The organism is Actinoplanes sp. NPDC048967 (genome assembly GCF_040649415.1).
Classification (GTDB): domain Bacteria; phylum Actinomycetota; class Actinomycetes; order Mycobacteriales; family Micromonosporaceae; genus Actinoplanes.
Map to the genome: position 1 here is coordinate 416,428 of NZ_JBEZFL010000005.1, position 21,164 is coordinate 437,591.

General features: G+C 70.2%; 19 protein-coding genes and 1 riboswitch. Of the genes, 8 read left to right on the plus strand and 11 right to left on the minus strand.

Features of this window, described 5'->3' with window-relative positions; translation table 11 throughout:
* Window positions 1-61: 61 nt before the first annotated feature.
* Entirely contained in the window at window positions 62-859 is a 798-nt protein-coding gene (gene erm / locus AB0C12_RS23695) for an ErmE/ErmH/ErmO/ErmR family 23S rRNA (adenine(2058)-N(6))-methyltransferase (RefSeq protein ID WP_360551302.1), read from the minus strand.
* Between the two features lie 326 nt (window positions 860-1,185).
* Between erm and AB0C12_RS23700 the strand changes: the two genes are divergently transcribed.
* Entirely contained in the window at window positions 1,186-1,917 is a 732-nt protein-coding gene (locus AB0C12_RS23700; RefSeq protein ID WP_360551304.1) for a class I SAM-dependent methyltransferase, read from the plus strand.
* Here the strand turns inward: AB0C12_RS23700 and AB0C12_RS23705 are convergent.
* Window positions 1,902-3,431, minus strand: a complete 1,530-nt coding sequence (locus AB0C12_RS23705; protein ID WP_360551306.1) for a sodium:proton antiporter — start codon at window positions 3,429-3,431, stop codon at window positions 1,902-1,904. The genes AB0C12_RS23700 and AB0C12_RS23705 overlap by 16 nt on opposite strands.
* A gap of 86 nt (window positions 3,432-3,517) precedes the next feature.
* A riboswitch (ZMP/ZTP riboswitch) is annotated at window positions 3,518-3,624 on the plus strand.
* Window positions 3,625-3,643: 19 nt separating this feature from the next.
* Between AB0C12_RS23705 and AB0C12_RS23710 the strand changes: the two genes are divergently transcribed.
* A complete protein-coding gene (locus AB0C12_RS23710) occupies window positions 3,644-5,065 on the plus strand; it encodes a glycine hydroxymethyltransferase (protein WP_360551308.1) in 1,422 nt (473 codons plus the stop codon).
* A 193-nt stretch (window positions 5,066-5,258) separates the two neighbouring features.
* Window positions 5,259-6,353 carry an L-dopachrome tautomerase-related protein gene (locus AB0C12_RS23715; protein ID WP_360551310.1) on the plus strand — a complete coding sequence of 365 codons (1,095 nt, stop codon included), beginning with the start codon at window positions 5,259-5,261 and terminating at the stop codon, window positions 6,351-6,353.
* Here the strand turns inward: AB0C12_RS23715 and AB0C12_RS23720 are convergent.
* Complete coding sequence (locus AB0C12_RS23720; protein ID WP_360551312.1) at window positions 6,340-6,843, minus strand: YfcE family phosphodiesterase; 504 nt, start codon at window positions 6,841-6,843, stop codon at window positions 6,340-6,342. The genes AB0C12_RS23715 and AB0C12_RS23720 overlap by 14 nt on opposite strands.
* A gap of 493 nt (window positions 6,844-7,336) precedes the next feature.
* On the opposite strand from AB0C12_RS23720, the gene AB0C12_RS23725 reads away from it, so the two are divergent.
* Window positions 7,337-9,556: a discoidin domain-containing protein gene (locus AB0C12_RS23725; RefSeq protein WP_360551314.1), complete on the plus strand. Its 2,220-nt coding sequence runs from the start codon at window positions 7,337-7,339 to the stop codon at window positions 9,554-9,556.
* Here the strand turns inward: AB0C12_RS23725 and AB0C12_RS23730 are convergent.
* Window positions 9,540-10,562, minus strand: a complete 1,023-nt coding sequence (locus AB0C12_RS23730) for a LacI family DNA-binding transcriptional regulator (RefSeq protein ID WP_360551316.1) — start codon at window positions 10,560-10,562, stop codon at window positions 9,540-9,542. The two genes, AB0C12_RS23725 and AB0C12_RS23730, sit on opposite strands and share 17 nt — an antisense overlap.
* Window positions 10,563-10,706: 144 nt before the next feature.
* Here AB0C12_RS23730 and AB0C12_RS23735 point away from each other — a divergent pair, with 144 nt between their 5' ends.
* The 4 genes from AB0C12_RS23735 (at window position 10,707) to AB0C12_RS23750 (ending at window position 14,226) form a co-directional block, all read left to right on the plus strand.
* On the plus strand, window positions 10,707-11,762 hold the full coding sequence (locus AB0C12_RS23735; protein WP_360551318.1) for a sugar ABC transporter substrate-binding protein: 1,056 nt from the start codon (window positions 10,707-10,709) through the stop codon (window positions 11,760-11,762).
* Window positions 11,763-11,764: 2 nt separating this feature from the next.
* The gene (locus AB0C12_RS23740; protein ID WP_360551320.1) at window positions 11,765-12,799 is read left to right on the plus strand and encodes an ABC transporter permease; all 1,035 of its coding nucleotides are present in this window, start codon (window positions 11,765-11,767) and stop codon (window positions 12,797-12,799) included.
* Window positions 12,796-13,569 carry an ATP-binding cassette domain-containing protein gene (locus tag AB0C12_RS23745; RefSeq protein WP_360551322.1) on the plus strand — a complete coding sequence of 258 codons (774 nt, stop codon included), beginning with the start codon at window positions 12,796-12,798 and terminating at the stop codon, window positions 13,567-13,569. Before AB0C12_RS23740 ends, AB0C12_RS23745 begins: the two co-directional genes overlap by 4 nt.
* Window positions 13,570-13,686: 117 nt before the next feature.
* Window positions 13,687-14,226, plus strand: a complete 540-nt coding sequence (locus AB0C12_RS23750; RefSeq protein ID WP_360551324.1) for a DM13 domain-containing protein — start codon at window positions 13,687-13,689, stop codon at window positions 14,224-14,226.
* 58 nt (window positions 14,227-14,284) lie between these two features.
* Here the strand turns inward: AB0C12_RS23750 and AB0C12_RS23755 are convergent, their stop codons facing one another.
* The 7 genes from AB0C12_RS23755 to AB0C12_RS23785 all read right to left on the minus strand — a co-directional run bounded on the left by AB0C12_RS23755 (window position 14,285) and on the right by AB0C12_RS23785 (window position 21,133).
* Window positions 14,285-14,926: a GNAT family protein gene (locus AB0C12_RS23755; RefSeq protein WP_360551326.1), complete on the minus strand. Its 642-nt coding sequence runs from the start codon at window positions 14,924-14,926 to the stop codon at window positions 14,285-14,287.
* A 90-nt stretch (window positions 14,927-15,016) separates the two neighbouring features.
* Entirely contained in the window at window positions 15,017-16,183 is a 1,167-nt protein-coding gene (gene rhaI / locus AB0C12_RS23760; RefSeq protein ID WP_360551328.1) for an L-rhamnose isomerase, read from the minus strand.
* Window positions 16,184-16,188: 5 nt separating this feature from the next.
* Entirely contained in the window at window positions 16,189-16,515 is a 327-nt protein-coding gene (locus tag AB0C12_RS23765; RefSeq protein ID WP_360551330.1) for an L-rhamnose mutarotase, read from the minus strand.
* A gap of 3 nt (window positions 16,516-16,518) precedes the next feature.
* On the minus strand, window positions 16,519-17,592 hold the full coding sequence (rhaS, locus tag AB0C12_RS23770; RefSeq protein ID WP_360551332.1) for a rhamnose ABC transporter substrate-binding protein: 1,074 nt from the start codon (window positions 17,590-17,592) through the stop codon (window positions 16,519-16,521).
* 25 nt (window positions 17,593-17,617) lie between these two features.
* The gene (locus AB0C12_RS23775) at window positions 17,618-18,607 is read right to left on the minus strand and encodes an ABC transporter permease (protein WP_360551334.1); all 990 of its coding nucleotides are present in this window, start codon (window positions 18,605-18,607) and stop codon (window positions 17,618-17,620) included.
* Window positions 18,600-19,610 (minus strand): ABC transporter permease, encoded by a 1,011-nt coding sequence (locus AB0C12_RS23780; RefSeq protein ID WP_360551336.1) that lies wholly within the window; start codon window positions 19,608-19,610, stop codon window positions 18,600-18,602. The genes AB0C12_RS23775 and AB0C12_RS23780 overlap by 8 nt, the downstream gene beginning before the upstream one ends.
* Window positions 19,607-21,133, minus strand: a complete 1,527-nt coding sequence (locus AB0C12_RS23785; protein WP_360551338.1) for a sugar ABC transporter ATP-binding protein — start codon at window positions 21,131-21,133, stop codon at window positions 19,607-19,609. Before AB0C12_RS23785 ends, AB0C12_RS23780 begins: the two co-directional genes overlap by 4 nt.
* Window positions 21,134-21,164 lie beyond the last annotated feature (31 nt).

Below are 21,164 nucleotides of genomic sequence, written 5' to 3' on the forward strand. Positions count from 1 at the left end.
ACCCGGACCGGACCGGAACGGACGAGGGCCTGCCGGCCGCAGCCGGCAGGCCCTCGCGCGGTCAGCGCCGCGGGGCCTCGACCAGCCGGAACAGCGTCAGCCACTGCTCCGGCCAGACCAGACCCACGGGTACGCCGGTGGCCAGCCGGGCCGCCCGGAACGCCGCGGAGACGCGCCGGTCGCCGTACCGCCGGGACAGTGAACCGTGCAGCGACCCGCCGACGCCGGTGAAGCCCACCTCGACGAACCGCCGGTAGGCGGGCAGAGCCGCCGGTTCGACCAGCGGCACCGGCCGCCGCTCCAGGCGCAGGATGCCGCCGTCGACCCGCGGCACCGGGCGGAACGCCGATCGGGGGATCCGGCCGGCAAGCGTCCAGCTCACCTGCGGCCAGGTGCTGATCGTGAGCCGGGTCCACCGCCCGTAGTCGCCGGTCCGTTTGCGGGCGTACTCCAGCTGGGTGAGCAGGGTGGCCGCGGACAGGGTGCCGGCGTGCAGGCACCACTCCACAACCGCCGACGTCAGCGCGTACGGGATGTTGCCCACCACCGCGAACGGCCGGTCCGGCGGCGTGGCCCGCAGGAAGTCCGCCACCCGTACGGTGACGCCGGGCAGCACCGGCAGCCCGGCCGCCACCTGCGGGTCCACTTCGTAGCTGACCAGGTCGCGGGTGTGCCGGGCCAGCTCGCCGGTGAGGACGCCGCGGCCGGCGCCCACCTCGTACACCAGGTCACCGGGCCGGATGCCGGCCGCGGCGACCATTTGACGCACCGCGCGCGGATCGGAAAGGAAGTTCTGGCCGAACGCCCGGCGCGCGCGGGCGTGCTCGCGGCCGGCCGGTTTCGAAGGGGGTAGTGCCATGGCCGTGGTCCTGTCTGCCGCCTTCTCGGCGGCGAACGCGGACAGGCGTCATCGTGGCCCGTCCGGTGGAAGAGGACGCGGAGGGCCCTGGCGCAGCAAGCGGCTCTAGGCGGTGCGGCGGCGCAGGGCGCGACGCCGGAAGCGCAGGCGGGACGAGTGCAGCGGTCCCCGCGCCACGGGCATCAGAGCCCGGCCGAGGAGAGCATGCGTCGTAGGCATCCGGTGACCCTAACCGCGGCCGCCGGGGCCGGTCACGTGGTTTTCGCCCGGTGCGCCGCGGGGAAAAGCGGTGGCGGCCCGGCCGCGGCTCTGGTTGCGTGCCGGGGATGACCGACTTCGATGATCCCGCGTTCTTCGGCGACCGCTGGGCGGGTCGCTACGACGATCTGAGCCAGGGGCCGGACCCGGCGGCGGCCGTGGACTTCCTGGCCGGGATGGTCCCGTCCGGGGCCCGGATCCTCGAACTGGCCATCGGCGGCGGCCGGGTGGCGATCCCGCTGGCCCGCCGGGGCTTCGCGGTCGAGGGCATCGAGGCGTCCCAGGCCGTCGTGGACAAGCTCCGCACCGTGCCGGGCGGCCAGGACCTGCCCGTGCTCACCGCGGACATGGCGGATGTGCCCAGCGCCGGGCCGTTCCCGCTGGTGTACGTCGTCTGGAACAGCCTGTTCAACCTCACCAGCCAGCAGCGTCAGGTGGACACGTTCCGCAACGTGGCGCGGGTGCTCGAGCCCGGCGGGGCGTTCGTGCTCGAGTGCTACGTGCCCGACCCCGCGGCCTACGACCGGCAGTTCAGCACCGACGACGTACGGGAGGACTCGGTCGGCTTCACCCTCACCGTGCACGACCGGATCGCCCAGCGGATCCAGATGCAGCACGTGACGGTGGACGGCAAGGGCGTCCGGCTCCTGCCCACCGCCCACCGCTACTGCTGGCCGGCCGAGCTCGACCTGATGGCCCAGCTCGCTGGTCTGCACCTGCGGGAACGGTGGGCCGACTGGGACCGTACGCCGTTCCGCGCCACCAGCGGGAGTCACATCTCGATCTACGCCCGGCCCTGACCGAGCGTGCTCCCACCGGCCTGCCGCAGGTCGATGTCGCCGATCAGCCGGCGAGCGGTCTCCTCGTCCAGCTCCCGCCGCATCATGGCCTCGCTGACCGCCAGCCGCTGCTGGTCGTAGCCGTCGCCGGCCGCCGTGGCGATCTCCACGCCCCGGGCCAGCATCATCCGGGCCTGCTCGTCCTCGCCGCTGACGTCCAGCCGCAGCCACCGGACCAGCAGGCGGATCGTGGTCCCCTGCAGCAGCAGGGTGCCCAGGGTGACGAACAGCGCGATGGCCTGGATGGCATCGCGGCCCGGGACGGACTCCGGGACCGCGGCCGCCGCGGCCAGGGTGAGGATGCCCCGCATGCCGGTCCAGCCCACCACCACGCTCTCCCGTACGCCGGGAGCCGCCAGGCGGTTGTCGCGGTCGCCGGCCTGGCGGCGACCTCGGGACCGGCGCTGCGCGACCCGGGCGGCCCGGCCGGGGTCCCGGGCGAGCCGCGCCTGAGCGAGGCGATCGCCCATCCGCCACCGCCCGAACAGCAGGAACACGCCGACGAGCCGCAGCAGGATGGCGGCGAGCAGCAGCACCCCCGCCGCGATGAGCGTGCGGTTGAGCCCCGGCTCGGGCTCGGCGGCCAGGTCGTCCAGCACGAAGCTCAGCTGCAACCCGATGTACGCGAAGACGAACGTCTCCAGCAGGAAGTCGGCGACCGGCCAGAAGGCGTCCTCCTGCAACCGGGTCCGGTAGGCGCCCGGATACTGGTGCCGCGGGTCCAGGGACGTGTTCACGCTGATCAGGAAGGCCGCGGTGACGACCGCGATGATGCCGGAGGCCTCGACCTGCTCGGCCAGCAGGAACGCGGTGAACGGCACCAGCAGCACCAGCGTGGTCTCCAGGGTCGGATCGCCCAGCCGCTTGCGCAGCAGCAAGGTGGCCGCCGTCAGCAGACCGCCGATGGCCGCACCGAGCGCCGCGTTGCGCAGCAGCTCCAGGGCCCCAGCGCCCCAGCTGGTGTGTTCCCCGGCGACCGCGCCCACCGCGATGCTGAACAGAGTGAGCGCGGTGGCGTCGTTGACCAGGCTCTCCCCGGTGAGGATCGAGGTGACCCGGCGGGGCAGGCCCAGCTCCTTGCCGTGCGACACGGTCGTGATGGTGTCCGGTGGGGCCAGCACCGTACCGAGCACGAACGCGGCGGCCAGCCCGATCGACGGCAGCAGCCACGAGGTCAGCACCCCGAGCGCGCCCGCGGTCAGGACCACCAGCAGCACCCCGAGGTCGATGATGCTCCGCAGGTTCTGCCCGAACGCCGTGACCGAGGCGTTGCGGGTGGCCGAGTAGAGCAGCGGGGGCACCACGATCGCCAGGATCAGCTCACTGTCCAGCTCCAGCCGCGGCACCCCGGGCACAAAACTGATCCCGGCGGCCAGCGCGACGATGATCAGCCCGGGCTGGACGCCGCGCCGGTGGGCCAGGGCGGACACCGCGATACCGGCCCCGACGATGAGCAGGATCTGTACGCCGTTCATGATCGCCAGGCTAGTGGCCCGGCCCGCCGGTGTGACGTACTCCCTGGATGAGCGATCGCGTGGCCGAGGCGGCGCCGGTATGCTGGTCGGCGGGCCGTGACTGGCGCGTTCGGATGGGCCAACCATCGGGGAGCGGCCCCGTGCCGGACGACCGTTCTCCGGAGACGACCTGCCGTGCGCCTGGGCCTCTTCACCTGTGATAGGGAGGTCCGATGTCTGCACTGAACGCCGAATCGACCGCGTTCCGCTCCGCCCTGGAAGCGGTCCGCGCCGTCGAGCCCCGCATCGCCGACGCGATCGCCAAGGAGCTCACCGACCAGCGTGAGTCTCTCAAGCTCATCGCCTCCGAGAACTACGCGTCCCCGGCCGTGCTGCTCGCGATGGGCAACTGGCTCTCCGACAAGTACGCCGAGGGCACCATCGGCCGCCGCTTCTACGCCGGCTGCCAGAACGTCGACACCGTCGAGTCGGTCGCCGTCGAGCACGCCAAGGCCCTGTTCAACGCGCCGTACGCGTACGTCCAGCCGCACTCCGGCATCGACGCCAACCTGGTCGCGTACTGGGCGATCCTGGCCGACCGGGTCGAGGCGCCGGCGCTGGCCAAGGTGCAGAAGCGCAACGTCAACGACATGACCGACGCCGAGTGGGCCGAGCTGCGCGCCGCGTTCGGCAACCAGCGGATGCTCGGCATGAGCCTGGACGCCGGCGGCCACCTCACCCACGGCTTCCGGCCGAACATCTCCGGCAAGATGTTCGACCAGCGCAGCTACGGCGTCGACGCGGCCACCGGCCAGATCGACTATGCGGCGCTGCGCGAGTCGGCCCGCGAGTTCAAGCCGCTGGTCATCGTGGGCGGCTACTCGGCGTATCCGCGCAAGGTGAACTTCCGCATCATGCGGGAGATCGCCGATGAGGTCGGCGCGACCTTCATGGTCGACATGGCGCACTTCGCCGGCCTGGTCGCGGGCAAGGTCTTCACCGGCGACTTCGACCCGATCGCCAACGCGCACATCGTCACCACCACGACGCACAAGAGCCTGCGCGGTCCGCGCGGCGGCGCGGTCTTCTGCCAGCCCGAGCTCTCCGACCAGGTCGACCGGGGCTGCCCGATGGTCCTCGGCGGCCCGCTCGCCCATGTCATGGCGGCCAAGGCGATCGCCTTCGCGGAGGCCCGCCGGCCCGAGTTCGCCGACTACGCGCAGCGCATCGTCGACAACTCGCAGGCCCTGGCGGCCGGCCTGACCAGCCGCGGCGCCACCGTCGTCAGCGGCGGCACCGACAACCACCTGGTTCTCATCGACGTCGACAAGTACGGCCTGACCGGCCGCCAGGCGGAGCAGGCCCTGCTCGACTCCGGCATCGTCACCAACCGCAACGCGATCCCGCAGGACCCGAACGGCGCCTGGTACACGTCCGGCATCCGGATCGGCACCCCGGCGCTGACCACCCGCGGCCTGGGCACGGCCGAGATGGACCAGATCGCCGAGCTCATGCACACGGTGCTGAGCAGCACCAAGGCGGGAGCGTCGAAGGCCAAGTTCGACCTGGACGCGGCCGTGTCCGACCGGGTGTCGAAGCAGGCCACCGAACTGCTGGCCGACTTCCCCCTCTACCCGACGGTTGACATTTCCTGATCAAGGCCAAGATCAAGGTCATGTCGTGCCTGAGTGCAGATAGCTGACCGTCGCTCCCGCCGAGACCGGGCGAGGGCGGCCAATCGCCTGGCGGCTCATGAGCGGCCACCCTCACCCTGCCAGCTGATCGCATGGTGACACCCGGCCCGTCGGGCAGCCGTTACTGCGGCTGTCCGGCGGGTATCCGGCGTGGATGACAGATCAACCGAGCGATCAGACGATCGGCGAGCTCGAGACCGTGCACACGTTCGACAGCGGGCCGATGCCTACCGGTGTCAGTGTCTCCGCGCGTGGACGGATCTTCGTCAACTATCCGAAGTGGGGTGACGAGGTGCCGTTCACAGTGGCCGAGCTGCGGGACGGCACCGCCGTTCCCTATCCGGACCAGGCGTGGAACAGCCCGTCCGGGGATGACGATGCGAAGGCTTTCGTGTCGGTGCAGAGCATTGTCGTCGACCCGGCCGATCGGCTGTGGGTGCTCGACACCGGGAGTCCGTTGTTCCAGCCGACCAAGCCCGGCGGCCCCAAGATGGTCTGTGTCGATCTGAGCACCGACACCGTCGTGCAGACGATCGTCTTCGAGCCCGACGTGGCGCTGCCCACGACCTATCTCAACGACGTGCGGTTCGACCTGCGGCGCAACGTCGCGTACATCACCGACTCCGCCGACCAGGGCCCCAACGGCATCATCGTGGTCGACCTGGCCTCCGGTACGGCCTGGCGGAAGCTGCATGATCATCCGTCCACCCAGGCTGAGCAGCCGCCGGCCTTCCTGCCCGTGGTCGAGGGCGCACCCTTCCTGGAGCGTCCGGCCGACGGCCCGGCCAAGCCGGTGCTGATGGGCTCGGACGGCATCGCCATCAGTGCGGACGGCAGCCGGCTCTACTACTGCCCGCTCGCCTCCCGGCACTGGTACAGCGTGTCGACCGACGCTCTGGTGGACCGCTCGGCCGGTGCTGACGAGGTGGCCGCGACGGTGGTGGACGAGGGGGACAAGGGCGGCCTCTCCGACGGGCTGGAGACCGACGACCAGGGCCGGTTCTATCTCACCAACTGCGAGCACAACGCGGTCCTGCGGCGGCTGCCGGACGGCACGCTGGAGACGGTGGTGCACGATCCGCGGCTGCTCTGGCCCGACACGATGTCGGTCGGCGCGGACCGGCACCTCTACGTGACCGCCAACCAGCTGCACCGCCAGGCCAAGTACCAGGGCGGTACGGACCGGCGGCAGTACCCGTACTCACTGTTCCGGGTGCCGATCGACGCCGGCCCGGTCAGGCTCGTCTGACGATCCGGTGCAGCTCGACGCCGGTGAGGACCCCGTCCGACACGGTCGCCGTCTGGTACGTCGCGTACGGCTGGCGGCGCCGGTCGGTCGGGGAGCCCGGGTTGAGCAGGCGCAGGCCGGTCTCCGCCGTGGTGTCCCACGGGATGTGGGAGTGGCCGAAGACCAGCACGTCCGTGTCCGGGAACCGGGCCGCGCAGCGCTGCTCGCGGCCGGTGGCCTGCCCGGTCTCGTGGACCACGGCCAGCCGTAGCCCGTCCAGCTCGGCCCGGGCGATCTCGGGGAGCCGGGCGCGTAGTGCGGGACCGTCGTTGTTGCCGTAACAGGCGATCAGCCGCTTCGACCGGGCGGTGAGCTCGTCCAGCAGCGGGACGTCGACCCAGTCGCCGGCATGGACGACCACGTCGGCCGCGTCGACCGCCGCCCACAGCTCGGCCGGGAGGTCGCGGGCCCGCTTCGGCAGGTGGGTGTCCGCCATGAGTACCAACCGCATGACGCCACCCTAGAACCCCGGCAGATCGGGAAGCGCTTCCCGCGAGATTCACCATCGCGTCCCTTTTGGGAATTAAGGGGCTTACGCGCGTCTTGCAAGAGCGGGCCCATTCGGGCGCGTCGATCCGGGTCGGAGAAGCGTTATACAGGGCCGATTTTCCCGTCGGGGAGGGGGTGTCCAGCCCGCTGCCGCAGGGTCACGTCCGGACCCTATCGGCGCACGTCGGAACCGGTTCCGGAACTCCCGGGCGAAGCGACCGGCCGACCCGGCGGGAGAGCTTTCATGCAGCTAGGACGGTTGCCGGTCGCAAAACCGCGCGAGGAAACCGGTCCGCCGATCCTTTGACACATTGCCGTAACGAACTTAGCGTCCAGGAGGCAGTGGAGCGCTTCCTCGGATCGCTCGGCTGTCATCCCCAATCGGGTGCTTTCCCCGGCTCCCGCCCCTCGGACGCGTGACCCCCGCGCCCGTACCGCTGTGTCTAGGAGAAGCAATGGTCATCCCCGCTCCCTCCGTCGCCCCCGCCGGGCGGTCGCGCCGCCGATGGCGGCTCGCCGCCACCGGCGCCCTGGTCGCCACCGTCGTCGCCGGCTTCGGCGCGGTCACCGCGCTGAGTGCCGAAGCCGCCGAGACGCTGCTCTCCCAGGGCAAGCCCGCGACCGCCTCGTCCTCGGAGAACCCCGGCGCCTTCCCGGCCACGGCCGCGGTCGACGGCAACACGGGCACCCGCTGGGCGTCCGCGTTCGCCGACCCGCAGTGGCTGCAGGTCGACCTCGGCGCCAGCTCGGCCATCACCCGCGTCGAGCTGAACTGGGAGGCCGCGTACGCCCGGACCTTCCGGATCCAGACCTCGCTGAACGGCACCACCTGGGCCGACGCCACCGCGGCCACCGCCGGCGCGGCCGGCGTGCAGAGCCTGCCGGTCTCCGCCACCGCCCGCTACGTGCGGATGTACGGCACCGAGCGCGCCACCCAGTACGGCTACTCGCTGTGGGAGTTCAAGGTCTTCGGCGGCACCACGGGAACGCCGCCGACCACCACCCCGCCCACCGGGCCGACGCTCCCGGGCGGCGGCAGCCTCGGCGCCAACGTGACGGTCTTCGACCCGACCATGTCGATGGCGTCGATCCAGAGCACCGCGGACGCGATCTTCAAGCAGCAGGAGACCAACCAGTTCGGCCTGCAGCGCAACCTGCTCGCGTTCAAGCCGGGCACCTACAACGGCCTGAACATCCAGGTCGGCTTCAACACCTCGGTGATCGGCCTCGGCCAGAACCCGCAGGACGTACGGATCAACGGTGACATCACCGTCGACGCCGGCTGGTTCCAGGGCAACGCGACCCAGAACTTCTGGCGCTCGGTCGAGAACATGTCGGTCTACCCGGTCTCCGGGGCCAACCGCTGGGCCGTCTCGCAGGCCGCGCCGTTCCGCCGGATGGACATCCACGGTGACCTGAACCTGGCCCCGAACGGCTACGGCTGGGCGTCCGGCGGCTACATCGCCGACTCGCGGATCAGCGGCACCGAGGGTCAGTACTCGCAGCAGCAGTGGTTCACCCGTAACAGCACGATCGGCTCCAACTCCAACGCGGTGTGGAACCAGACGTTCGTCGGCGTGCAGGGCGCACCGGCGGCCAGCTACCCCAACCCGCCGTACACGGTGATCGGCCAGACCCCGGTGATCCGGGAGAAGCCGTACCTCTACCAGACCAACGGCCAGTACGCCGTCTTCGTGCCCAACCTGCAGACCAACGCGGCCGGCGTGACCTGGGCCAACGGCAACACCGCGGGCACCAGCATCCCGCTGAGCCAGTTCTACGTGGCCAAGCCCGGAGACTCCGCCGCGACGATCAACCAGGCGCTCGCGCAGGGCCTGAACCTGATGTTCCAGCCGGGCATCTACCACGTCAACCAGACCATCAACGTGACCCGGGCCAACACCGTGGTCATGGGCCTGGGCTACGCGACCATCATCCCGGACAACGGCGTCACCCCGATGCAGGTGGCCGACGTCGACGGGGTCAAGCTGGCCGGCCTGTTCTTCGACGCGGGCACCACCAACTCGGCGAACCTGCTGGTGATCGGCCCGAACGGCTCCTCGGCCAACCACGCCGGGAACCCGACGACCGTGCAGGACGTGTTCTTCCGGATCGGCGGCTCGATCGCCGGCAAGGCCACCAACAGCCTGCTGGTCAACAGCAACAACACGATCATCGATCACATCTGGGCGTGGCGGGCCGACCACGGCAACGCCGGCACCTACGGGTGGACGGTCAACACCGCGGACAGCGGCCTGATCGTCAACGGTCAGAACGTGACCGCGTACGGCCTGTTCGTCGAGCACTACCAGAAGACCGAGATCCTCTGGAACGGCAACGGCGGCCGGACGTACTTCCTGCAGAACGAGCAGCCGTACGACCCGCCGTCGAACGCCGTCTGGCGCAGTGACGGTGTCGGCTACCCGGCGTACAAGGTGGCCGACAGCGTGTCCACCCACGAGGCCTGGGCGATGGGCAGCTACGCCTTCTTCCAGAACAACCCGGCGGTGCACTCGGCCAACGGCTTCCAGGCGCCGGTCAACGGGGGAGTGAAGCTGCACAACATCTTCACCATCTCGCTCGCCTCGGGCACCATCGACCACGTCGTCAACAACATCGGGGCGGCGGCCACGGCCGATCAGGTCGTGCCGCGTACGGTCACCAACTTCCCGTAGGCCGGCCGGATATCTCACCGCTGCCGCGCGGGATCAGGGTCGTCGGAATCCTGATCTCGCGCGGCTCGGCCGTGAGCCCGTCCATCCGCTCGAAGAGCGCCCGCGCCGCGGCCCGGCCCATGGCCGCCGGATCCTGGGCGATCACGGTGACCCCCGGCTCGAGCAGATCGGCCAGTGGGAAGTCGTCGAAGCCGACCAGGGCCACGGTGTGCTGCCGGCCGCGCCGGCGCAGCGCCCGGACCGCGCCGATGGTGATCAGATTCTGCCCGGTGAACAGCGCGGTCGGCGGCTCGGCCCGGTCCAGCAGGTCCAGAGTGGCCGCCTCGGCCGCCGCCGAGTCGTGCAGGCCACCGACCACGGTCGGCGCCAGCCCGGTGTCATCGACCACCGTGAGATAGCCGCGCAACCGGCGGCGGGCCGTGGCGATCCCGGCCAGGTCGCCGAGGAACGCGATGTGCCGGTGCCCGTATCCGATCAGGTGCCGCACCGCCTCCGCCGCCCCGGCCACGTTGCCGGCCAGCACGGTGTCGGCGGCGAAGCCGGCGGCGGGCCGGTCCACGAAGACGACCGGGATGTCCGGCGGTAACTCCAGGGCGAGGTACCCCTGGTCGGAGCCGGCCGGCGCGAGGATCAACCCGTCGGTGTGCCGGCGCGCGAAGGCCCGGGTCAACTCGCGTTCCCGCTCGGGGTCCTCGTCGAGGCTGCCGGTGAGCACGTGCACCCCGCGGGGCCGGGCCTCGTCCTCCACCGCGCGGTGCAGGACCGCCGAGAACGGGTTGCCCACATCCTCCAGCAGCAGGCCGATGGTCGCGGTCCGCCGGTCGTTGCGGCGCAGCATGCTCGCCCCGAGATGCGGCCGGTAGTGCAGGGAGTCCACCGCCGCGCGGACCCGGGCGACCAGCGCGGGATCCACCGTGGTCTCGCCGTTGACCACCCGCGAGACGGTCTTGAGGCTGACCCCGGCGGTGCGGGCGACGTCGTTCATGGTGGGTCGCCCGCGGGTCATGGTTCCCTCCATTGATCGACTTCTGCCGATGTTGATCACGCTACGCAACATTGTCGAAACTGATTGTTGACACCTGATGCGCCGAGTCGTCTACTGCAAGACAACGTTGTCTCTCGATTTCTGCTAAATCGATTTGGAGGGGACATGCGCCAATCAACGCTGATCAAGCGCGGGCGCCTCGGGCCTGCTCTGCTCGCCGTGGGTCTGGTGCTCGGCACCGCCGCCTGCGGTGGCGACTCGGGCTCCGGGGACGGGGCAACCGTCGGACTGATCACCAAGACGGACACGAACCCCTTCTTCGTCAAGATGAAGGAGGGTGCGCAACAGGCGGCGGACAAGGCCGGCGTGAAGCTGCAGAGCTTCGCCGGCAAACAGGACGGGGACAACGAGGCGCAGGTGCAGGCGATCGAGAGCCTGATCTCGGCCGGTGCCAAGGGCTTCCTGATCACCCCGAGCGACTCCAAGGCGATCGTCCCGGCGATCGACAAGGCGAAGCAGGCGGGCATGCTGGTCATTGCCCTGGACACCCCGACCGACCCGGCCGACGCCGTCGACGCGACCTTCGCCACCGACAACTACCAGGCCGGCAAGCTGATCGGGCAGTGGGCCAAGGCGAAGTTCGACAAGGAGAGCAAGCAGGCGAAGATCGCCATGCTCGACCTGAACGCCAACCAGGTCTCCGTGGACGTCAAGCGCGACCAGGGCTTCCTGGACGGCTTCGGTATCCCGGTGGGCGACGCCAACAAGATCGGTGACGAGTCCGACCCCCGCATCGTCGGGCACGACGTGACCGACGGCGCCGAGGACGGCGGCCGGACCGCGATGGAGAACCTGCTGCAGAAAGACCCGTCGATCAACCTGGTCTACACGATCAACGAGCCCGCCGCGGCCGGCGCGTACCAGGCGCTGAAGGCGGCCGGCAAGGACAAGACGGTCACCATCGTCTCGATCGACGGTGGCTGCCCCGGCGTCGACAACGTCAAGGCCGGAGTCATCGGGGCCACCTCGATGCAGTTCCCGCTCAAGATGGCCTCGCTCGGCATCGAAGCGATCTCGGCCTTCGCCAAGGACGGCACCAAGCCGCAGGCCAGCGCGGGCAAGGACTTCGTGGACACCGGCGCGACCCTGATCACCGACCAGCCGCAGACCGGTATCGAGGCCAAGGACTCGGCCTGGGGCAAACAGAACTGCTGGGGCTGATCATGTCGACCACTGCCGTCAAGGAACCCTCGCCGCCGCAGGACTTCGACGTCCGGCGCAACGACTCCCTCGGGCTGCGGCTGCAGCATCTGCTGCACGGTAACCCGACCCTCGGCCCGCTGGCCGTGCTGATCGTGGCGATCCTCGCCTTCTCCGTCGCGAACCAGCGGTTCTTCTCCGCCCCCAACCTGTCGCTGGTGCTGGCCCAGGTCACCGTCATCGCGGTGCTGGCGCTGGGCCAGACCCTGATCATCCTGACCGCCGGCATCGACCTGTCGGTCGGCGCCATCGCCGTCTTCTCGTCGATCCTGATGGCCACCTTCGCCACCAAGATGGGCATGCCGGGCCTGCTGGCGCTGCTGCTCGGCCTGGTCGCGGGTACGGCGATGGGAGCCCTCAACGGCTTCCTGGTCACCCGGATCAAACTGCCACCGTTCATCGTCACCCTCGGCACGCTCAGCATCTTCTTCTCGCTGAACTCGGTGGTGTCCAAGAGCGAGACGATCCGCGGCTCCGACATGCCCGGCCTGATGACCTGGACCGGCACCACGATCCCGATCGGCGGCTTCCGGCTGACCTACGGATCGATCATCATGCTGCTGTTGTTCGGGGTGTTCTTCTACGCGCTGAGCTCCACCGCCTGGGGCAAGCACGTCTACGCGACCGGCGACGACATCGAGTCAGCCCGGTTGGCCGGCATCCGGACCAACCGCGTGCTGTTCTCCGTCTACACCGTCGCCGGCCTGCTGTACGCCATCGGCGCGTGGATCCTGATCGGCCGCCTGGCCTCGGCCAGCCCCAACGTCGGCGTCGACTACAACCTCGACTCGATCACCGCTGTCGTGCTCGGCGGCACCAGCCTCTTCGGCGGGCGCGGTGGCGTGCTCGGCACCCTCATCGGCGCCCTCATCGTCGGCGTCTTCCGCAACGGCCTGCAGCTGGCCGGCGTGGAAGTCGTCTGGCAGGGCTTCGCCATCGGCCTGCTCGTGCTGGTGGCCGTCTCTCTCGACCAGTGGATCAGGAAGGTGAAGACATGACCACGCCGGTGCTCCAGGCGCGCGGCCTGACCAAGCGGTACGGCCGGGTCACCGCGATCGAGAGCGGCGACCTGGAGCTCTACCCGGGCGAGATCCTGGCGGTCATCGGGGACAACGGCGCCGGGAAGTCGAGCCTGATCAAGGCGCTGTCCGGTGCGGTGGTGCCGGACAGCGGCGAGATCTACCTGGACGGGCAGCGGGTCAACTTCCGCAACCCGATGGACGCGCGGGCGGCCGGGATCGAGACGGTCTACCAGACCCTGGCAGTGGCGCCGGGGCTGGACATCGCCGACAACCTGTTCCTGGGCCGCGAGGAACGCAAGCCGGGAGTGCTGGGCTCGGTCTTCCGGATGCTCGACAAGGCGCACATGAGGACCGAGGCCAAGCGCCACATGAACGAGCTGGGCGTGGCCACGCTGCAGAACATCGGCCAGGCGGTGGAGTCGCTGTCCGGCGGCCAGCGCCAGGCGGTGGCGGTGGCCCGGTCGGCCGCGTTCGGCAGCAAGGTCGTGATCCTGGACGAGCCCACGGCGGCGCTGGGCGTCAAGGAGGGCAACCGGGTGCTGCAACTGATCCGCGACGTCCGCGACCGGGGGCTGCCGGTGATCCTGATCAGCCACAACATGCCGCACGTCTTCGAGGTGGCGGACCGCATCCACATCCAGCGGCTGGGCCGCCGGGCGACCGTGATCACCCCGAAGAGCCACTCCATGTCCGAGGCCGTCGCCATCATGACCGGCGCGGCGGAGCCACCACCGATGGCGGCCTGACCGGTCCCTCCGCCCCCGCGCGTCTCAGCGGGGGCGGAGTCCTGTCCGGCAGCCGTAAGGAAGCGGTAATGCCCGGGATTCTTCCGGTGGTCCTGGCCGCCGTGTTGACTCGGCACTGTGCTGAAACGCTTGCTCACCAAGCCCGTGACCTGGGTGGCCCTGTTGGTGCTGGGGGCCGGGGCTGCCGCCGGCCTCTACTGGTTCCAGCCCTGGCGGCTGGTCACCGACACCACCGTCAACGAGACGCTGTCCACAGTGGCGGAGGTGCCGAGCAGTGCCGCTGTGCCGACCACGACCCAGCCCGCCGGGCCGGTCGTGGTGCGGACGGGTTCCTTCATCACCCACGAGCACGCGACGGCCGGCACCGCCCGCCTGGTCCGCAACCCGGACGGCAGCCACCAGGTCGAGCTGGTCGGCCTGGACACCTCGGACGGCCCGGACCTGCGGGTCTGGCTCACCGACCAGGCGGTCCGCGAAGGCACCGCGGGCTGGCGGGTCTTCGACGACGGCAAGTGGACCGAGCTCGGCCGCCTCAAGGGCAACCGCGGCGACCAGGTCTATCCGGTCCCGGGCAAGGTCGATCCCGAGGACTACCGCAGCATCAGCATCTGGTGCAAGCGCTTCGCCGTCTCGTTCGGAGCCGCCGCCCTGCAGTGACGGGCCCCCAGGGGCTGCAGTCAGCAGCGCCTGTCGGCGGCCGGCTTCGGGCCGCTGATCAGTCGGCCCCCGGGCCGGGCTCGAGGCGGGCCCTGAGCCGGGCCTCGAGCCGGGCCCGGCAGGTCGGCCACTCCGGCGCGATGATCGAGAACATCGCCGAGTCGCGCAGGCACCCGTCCTCGCCCGGCGCCCAGGAGCGGGACCAGTTCCGCAGCACGCCCTCGAAGTGCGCGCCGACACCGGCGATCGCCGCCCGCGACCGGGCGTTGCGGGCATCGGTCTTCAGATCGACCCGAGCGACGCCCACGGTGGTGAAGGCGTGGTCGAACAGCAGCAACTTCGCCTCGGTGTTGATGCCGGTGCCCTGCGCCGAAGCGGCCAGCCAGGTGAACCCCACCTCGACCGCGCACACCCGGTTGCCGTCCGGCCACAGCCGCGGATCCCAGTAGGCAGTGGCGCCGACGGCACGCCCGGACGACAGGGCGACCTGCGCGTAGGGCGCCAGCTGTCCCGACCGGGCCCGAGCCAGCTGCTCCGCGACGTACCCGATCACCTCGTCCGCCCGCGGCACCCAGGTGTAGCCGAAGGATCCGCGGTCCTCCTCGGCCGCCACCGCCAGATCGGCCGCGTGCTGGAGGCCGAGCGGTTCCAGCCGCACCAGAGAGCCCGCCAGCACCGGAGCCGGCATCGGAAAGTCCATCGGGAGGTGCTCCTTCGGCAGCGGGGGAGGCGCTCTCGCCCCATCCTGGCGTTCGCCACCTCCCCGGCACGACCGAATAATCCGGTCGGATCAGGCGCCCCAGCCCGCCTGCCGGCCGCCGACCCGGTCCTGGACGATCTGCTCCTGGTAGCCGCTGCGCCGGTAGGCCGCGACCGGGTTCGGGTCCAGGCCCGCGTCCGCGCGGACCTCGGCCAGCAGCGGCCGCACGTCGGTGTTGTAGGCGTCCATCAGCGCCGCGTTGGCCTCCAGCACGTCGCCGTCGTTCTGGGCCCTGCTCAGCGCGTCCTGGTCGACCAGCAAGGCCTTCGCGGTCGCTTCCTGGATGTTCATCACCGAGCGGATGATCGCCGGGATCTTCGTCTCGATGTTGTGGCACTGGTCCAGCATGAAGTTGATGCCGTAGGCCGGGTCCAGCGCGCCGCCGCGGACGATCTCGTACATGATCCGGAAGAGCTGGAACGGGTCCGCCGCCCCGGCCATCAGGTCGTCGTCGGCGTAGAAGCGGCTGTTGAAGTCGAAGGCACCCAGCTTGTTCTGGCGCAGCAGGAACGCCACGATGAACTCGATGTTCGTGCCCGGGGCGTGGTGGCCGGTGTCGATGCACACCGTCGCTTTCTCGCCCAGCTCGACGCAGTGCGCGTACGACGTGCCCCAGTCCGGGACGTCGGTGGCGTAGAAGGCCGGCTCGAACAGCTTGTACTCCAGCAGGATGCGCTGGTCGTCGCCGAGCCGGTCGTAGGTCTCGCGCAGCGCCGCCGCCAGCCGGTCCTGGCGGTTGCGCAGGTCGTCCTGGCCGGGGTAGTTGATGCCGTCGGCAAACCACAGCTTCAGGTCCCGCGATCCGGTCGCGTCCATGATGGCGATCGCCTCGAGCAGGTGATCGGTGGCTTTGCGGCGTACGCCGGCGTCCGGGTTGGTGACCGAGCCCAGCTTGTAGTCGTCGTCCTGGAAGACGTTGGTGTTGATGGCGCCGATCCCCACCCCGAGCGACTCGGCGTAGGAACGCAGCTCGGCGTAGTCGTCCACCTTGTCCCAGGGGATGTGCAGCGCGACCGTCGGCGCCACCCCGGTGAACTTGTGCACGGTGGCGGCGTCGGCGATCTTCTCCCGCGGGTTGCGGGGCACGCCGGCCTGGGCGAAGACCTTGAACCGGGTGCCGGAGTTGCCGAAGGCCCAGGACGGGGTCTCGATCCGCTGGGCGGCGAGGGCCCGCTTGACGGCGGCCAGATCAGCCATGTGGATCACTTCTCTTCTGATAGGTGGAAGACCTCGGTCAGCAGCACGAAGCTCTCGTCCGGCGGGCGGCCGTCGATGCCGGTGAAGAACTCGGCCATCTCCGCCTGCCAGCGGGCGTTCACCTCGGTCCGCGCCATTGCCGCCTGGGCCGCCGCGAGGTCGTCGGTCTCGACGTAGCCGACCAGCAGCCCGTCGGAACGCAGGAACAGGGAGTAGTTGCGCCAGCCGGTGGCCCGCAATGCGTCCTGCATCTCGGGCCACACGGCCTGGTGCCGCTCCACGTACTCCGCCATCCGCTCGGGGCGGACCTGGAGGTTGAAGCAGTAGCGCATCGGTCAGAAGTTGAACTGGTCGATGTTCTCGGCGGTGAACTCGGTCGGCGGGCCGAGCACGATCTCGCCGGCCGCGCCGACGGTGTACTCGCCGAGCTTGCCGGCCTTGAACTTCTCGCCTTCCTTGCCGGTGATCTGGTTCGAGGCCAGCGCCGCACCCGCGTACGCGGCCAGGTAGCCGATGTCGGCCGGGTTCCACAGCGCGAACTTCTTCACGGTGCCGTCCTTGACGTACTCGCGCATCTGGTTCGGCAGGCCCAGCCCGGTGATCGCCACCTTGCCCTTGTAGTTCGAGGAGCTGACGTAGCGCGAGGCCGCGGCGATGCCCACGGTGGTCGGCGAGACGATGACCTTCAGGTTCGGGTACGACTGCAGCAGGCCCTGCGCCTCCTGGAACGACTTCTGGTCGTCGTCGTTGCCGTACGCGGTCTTGACCAGCTTGAGCTTGGCGTTCTCAGGCTTGGCCAGCTCGGTCTTCATGACCTCGATCCAGGCGTTCTGGTTGGTCGCGTTCGGGGTGGCCGAGAGGATCGCGATCTCACCGGAGCCACCGGCCAGCTCGCTGGCCATCTTGACCAGGCTCTCGCCGATGCCCTGAGTGGTGGCCTGGTTGATGAAGACGTCCCGGCAGTCCTTGGACGCGTCCGAGTCGAAGGCCACGATCTTGATGCCGGCCTGGCGGGCCTGGTTCAGCGACGGGCAGACCGCGTTCGGGTCGTTGGCCGCGATGCCGATCACGTCCTGCTGCTGCTGGATCAGCGTGTTGATGTAGCTGACCTGCGAGGAGGCGCTGGCGTCGTTCGGGCCGACCAGCTTGTACTCGCCCTTGAGCTCGCCTGCGGCGACCTTGCCGCCGCCCACCTCGACGTCGGTGTACGGGTTGTTGAGCTGCTTCGGCAGGAAGGCGATCTTGAGGCCTTCCTTGAGCTTCGCGTTCGGGTCGGCCGCGCCGGACTGGGCGGCGGCCGGGCCGGAGTTGTCGGCGCTGTCCTTGGTGGTGCCACCGCAGGCGGCGATGCCGAGGACAAGAAGTGAGGCGGCGCCTGCGGAGAGTAGGCGTCGGTGGGAACGAAGCATGGCGTACTCCTTGGAGGGCGAGGGGTCAGACAGCAGCGGCGCGGCGAAGTTTCCGCCTTTGCCAGGTGGTGCGGATGGAGGTCGCGATGTTGGGCAGCAGCACGGAGAGCACGAGCAGGGCACCGGTGACGATGTTCAGCGCCTGGCCCGACACGTCCTGCAGGCGTAGGGCGTTCTGCAGAGCGGCGAGCAGGACCACGCCGGCCAGGACGCCGGGGAGGCTGCCCTTGCCGCCGAAGATGGAGACGCCCCCGAGCAGGACCGCGGCCACCACGGCCAGCTCGATTCCGGCGCCGTTGTCGGCCCGGGCGCTGGAGTAGCGCAGCGTCCAGAGCACCCCGACCAGTCCGGCGACCGCGCCGCTGACCACGTACAGCCAGAACTTGGTGCGAGCCACCCGGATGCCGGAGAAATGGGCGGCCTGGGCGTTCGCGCCGATCGCGTACAGCGACCGGCCGAACGGGGTCGCGTGCAGGATCACTCCGAAGATCGCGGCCAGGACCACGATCAGGATGAGCACGTTGGGCACCGGGCCGTCCCCGATGGTGCCGGTGACCCAGCCGGTGTAGCTGAACGGGAAGTCCGCGACCGCGCCGTCCCCCAGGACCACCAGCGCGAGCCCGCGGTAGAGGGCGAGTGTGCCGATCGTGACGGCCAGCGAGGGCAGGCCCAGCCCGGTGACCAGGAAGCCGTTGACGGCCCCGAGGATCGCGCCGGCGATGATGCAGATCGGGATGATCGACTCGATGGACAGTCCCTGGTTCCACAGGTAACCCATGATCGAGCTGGCCAGCCCGAGCGTGCTGGCCACCGACAGGTCGATCTCGCCGGTGACGATGATGAAGGTCATCGGCAGCGCGACCAGCATGATCGGCAGCAGGTCCAGGATCAGGAAGGTGAAGTTGCGGCTGGTGCCGAAGTTGGTCACCGAGAACGACGCCACGACCAGCACGAAGACGGTCAGCAGCACGATGATGCTGTCCCAGGAAGCCAGTCTTCTCTTGACCTCAGACATGGGAGTCCTTCTTCCGCAGCGAGCGGGCGATCCGCACCGCGACCAGGCGGTCGGCGCAGATGGCCAGGATGATCAGGGCGCCGACGATGGCCTGCTGCCAGAACTGGTTGATGTCCAGCACGGTCAGGGCGCTGCCGATCACGGTCAGCAGCAGGGCGCCGAGGCCCGCGCCCCAGACCGTGCCGCTGCCGCCGAAGACGGCCACCCCGCCCACGACCACGGCCGCGACGACGTTGAGCTCCAGGCCGGTGCCGGCGGCCGCGTCGACCGTGCCGAAGCGGGCGGCGAAGAGCACTCCGGCCAGCCCGGCGAGGGCGCCGCTCAGGATGAACGCGCCGAGCAGGTTGCGGGCCACCTTGATGCCGGCCAGCTCGGCGGCCTGCGGGCTGGAGCCCATCGCGTACAGCTCGCGGCCCACCCGGTAGTTGCGCATCAGCAGGGAGACGCCGCCGACGACGACCAGCGCGATCAGGACCAGCCACGGGATGCCCAGGATCGAGTCGTTGGCGAAGGTCAGGAAGTGCCGCGGCAGTTCGTCGGCGTTGACCTGCTGGCCGCCGGCCCACGAGTAGGTGATGCCGCGGAACATGTAGAGCGTGCCGAGCGTGACCACCAGTGCGGGCACCCGGCCGTACCGGACCAGCACGCCGTTGAGCAGGCCGGCTGCGCCGCCGACGGCGAGGCCCACGATGATCGCGACGACCATCGGCAGGCCGGGGTTGTCGCTCATCATGGTGGCGACGGTGAAGGCGCTGAGGCCGAGCACCGACCCGACCGAGAGATCGATGTTGCGGGTGATGACCACGACAGCCTGGCCGGCGGCCATCACCGCGAGGATCGCGGTGTTCAGCAGGATGTCGCGGATGCTCTGGGCGGACAGGAACCGCGGGTTGCTCGCGGCGGTGTAGCCGACCAGCACCACCAGAGCCAGGATGATGCCCAGCTCCCGCACCTTGACCAGCCCGGAGAAAAGCCGGCGGGGCGCCGCCACGGCCGCCGTCATGTCGTCACCTGCTGGCCCATTGCCGCGTACATGACGTTCTCCTCGGTGGCTTCGGCGCGGGTGAGCTGGGCGGCCACGTGCCCCTCGCGCAGGACGATGATCCGGTCCGCCATGCCCAGCACCTCGGGCAGTTCGGACGAGACCATGACGACGGCGAGCCCGCGGGCCGCCAGCGACGACATCAGCCGGTGCACCTCGGCCTTGGTGCCGACGTCGATGCCGCGGGTGGGCTCGTCGACGATCAGCAGCTTGGGGTTGGTGGCCAGCCACTTGGCCAGCACCACCTTCTGCTGGTTGCCACCGGACAGCGTGCCCACCGGGTCGGACAGCCGGCCCAGCTTGGTCTGCAGCTGGCTCGTCCAGCTCGTCGCCTCGCGGCGTTCGGCCGCGCCGAAGAGCAGGCCGAGCCTGGCCAGCGCGCGGCTGCGCGGCAGGGTCACGTTGCGCTCGACCGACAGGTCCATGATCAGCCCCTGCTGGCGGCGGTCCTCGGGGACCAGCGCCATGCCGGCTGCCATGGCCGCGCGCGGCGAACCCGCCTTGAGCGGCTTGCCGAGGAAGCGGACCGACCCGGTGTCGTACCGGTCGACGCCGAACACCGCCTGCATGACCTCGGAACGGCCCGCACCGACCAACCCGGCCAGCGCGACGATCTCGCCGGCCCGGACCGTGAAGCTGATGTCCCGGAAGACCCCCTCGCGGCCGAGCCCGTCCACTTCGAGCACGGTCTCGCCGATCTCGGTGTCCTGCTTGGGGAACAGCGTGCTCAGGTCGCGACCGACCATCCGCCGGATCATGTCGTCGACGCTGAGGTCGGCGACCAGCTCGGTGCACACGTGCTTGCCGTCGCGCATGATCGTGACCCGCTGGCAGAGCGCGGTGATCTCCTCGAAGCGGTGCGAGATGAACATGATCGCGGCGCCCTCGTCGCGCAGCGCCCGGGTGACCGCGAAGAGCCGGTCGACCTCGACACCGCTGAGCGCGGCGGTCGGCTCGTCCATGATCAGGACGCGGGCCTCGCTGGAGAGCGCCTTGGCGATCTCGACGAGCTGCTGGTCGGCGATGGAGAGGCCGCGGGCCGGGCGGTCCGGGTCGATGTGCACGCCGAGGCGGGTGAAGAGCCGGGCCGCGTTGCCGTGCATCGCCCGGCGGTCGATCTGCCGGAGGCGGGTCAGCGGCTGATTGCCCATCGCGATGTTCTCGGCGACGGACAGGTCGGGGAAGAGCGTCGGCTCCTGGTAGATCACCGCGATGCCGGCCGCCTTGGCGTCACCGGGACCGGCGAACTCGACCTCCGTGCCGTTGACGGCCAGCGCGCCGGTGTCCGGCCGGTGCACGCCGGCGAGCATCTTGACGATGGTGGACTTGCCCGCGCCGTTCTCGCCGACCAGGGCGTGCGCCTCGCCCGCGTACAGGGGGAAGCTGACGCCCTGCACGGCCGCGACGGCGCCGAAGGACTTGGTCACCTCGCGCACTTCGAGCAGTGCCGGGCCGGGCCGCGACTCGTCGGGCGTTGCCGCCACGGGCCACCTCCGCAGGGATGTTTGAAATGTT

Coding starts and splice junctions, on each gene's coding strand:
- AB0C12_RS23725 (WP_360551314.1), top strand. CDS start 7,337: ATGGTCATCCCCGCTCCCTCCGTCGCCCCCGCCGGGCGGTCGCGCCGC.
- AB0C12_RS23715 (WP_360551310.1), top strand. CDS start 5,259: ATGACAGATCAACCGAGCGATCAGACGATCGGCGAGCTCGAGACCGTG.
- AB0C12_RS23755 (WP_360551326.1), bottom strand. CDS start 14,926: ATGGACTTTCCGATGCCGGCTCCGGTGCTGGCGGGCTCTCTGGTGCGG.
- AB0C12_RS23735 (WP_360551318.1), top strand. CDS start 10,707: ATGCGCCAATCAACGCTGATCAAGCGCGGGCGCCTCGGGCCTGCTCTG.
- AB0C12_RS23765 (WP_360551330.1), bottom strand. CDS start 16,515: ATGCGCTACTGCTTCAACCTCCAGGTCCGCCCCGAGCGGATGGCGGAG.
- AB0C12_RS23700 (WP_360551304.1), top strand. CDS start 1,186: ATGACCGACTTCGATGATCCCGCGTTCTTCGGCGACCGCTGGGCGGGT.
- AB0C12_RS23775 (WP_360551334.1), bottom strand. CDS start 18,607: ATGTCTGAGGTCAAGAGAAGACTGGCTTCCTGGGACAGCATCATCGTG.
- AB0C12_RS23780 (WP_360551336.1), bottom strand. CDS start 19,610: ATGACGGCGGCCGTGGCGGCGCCCCGCCGGCTTTTCTCCGGGCTGGTC.
- rhaI (WP_360551328.1), bottom strand. CDS start 16,183: ATGGCTGATCTGGCCGCCGTCAAGCGGGCCCTCGCCGCCCAGCGGATC.
- erm (WP_360551302.1), bottom strand. CDS start 859: ATGGCACTACCCCCTTCGAAACCGGCCGGCCGCGAGCACGCCCGCGCG.
- AB0C12_RS23710 (WP_360551308.1), top strand. CDS start 3,644: ATGTCTGCACTGAACGCCGAATCGACCGCGTTCCGCTCCGCCCTGGAA.
- AB0C12_RS23740 (WP_360551320.1), top strand. CDS start 11,765: ATGTCGACCACTGCCGTCAAGGAACCCTCGCCGCCGCAGGACTTCGAC.
- rhaS (WP_360551332.1), bottom strand. CDS start 17,592: ATGCTTCGTTCCCACCGACGCCTACTCTCCGCAGGCGCCGCCTCACTT.
- AB0C12_RS23745 (WP_360551322.1), top strand. CDS start 12,796: ATGACCACGCCGGTGCTCCAGGCGCGCGGCCTGACCAAGCGGTACGGC.
- AB0C12_RS23720 (WP_360551312.1), bottom strand. CDS start 6,843: ATGCGGTTGGTACTCATGGCGGACACCCACCTGCCGAAGCGGGCCCGC.
- AB0C12_RS23730 (WP_360551316.1), bottom strand. CDS start 10,562: ATGACCCGCGGGCGACCCACCATGAACGACGTCGCCCGCACCGCCGGG.
- AB0C12_RS23705 (WP_360551306.1), bottom strand. CDS start 3,431: ATGAACGGCGTACAGATCCTGCTCATCGTCGGGGCCGGTATCGCGGTG.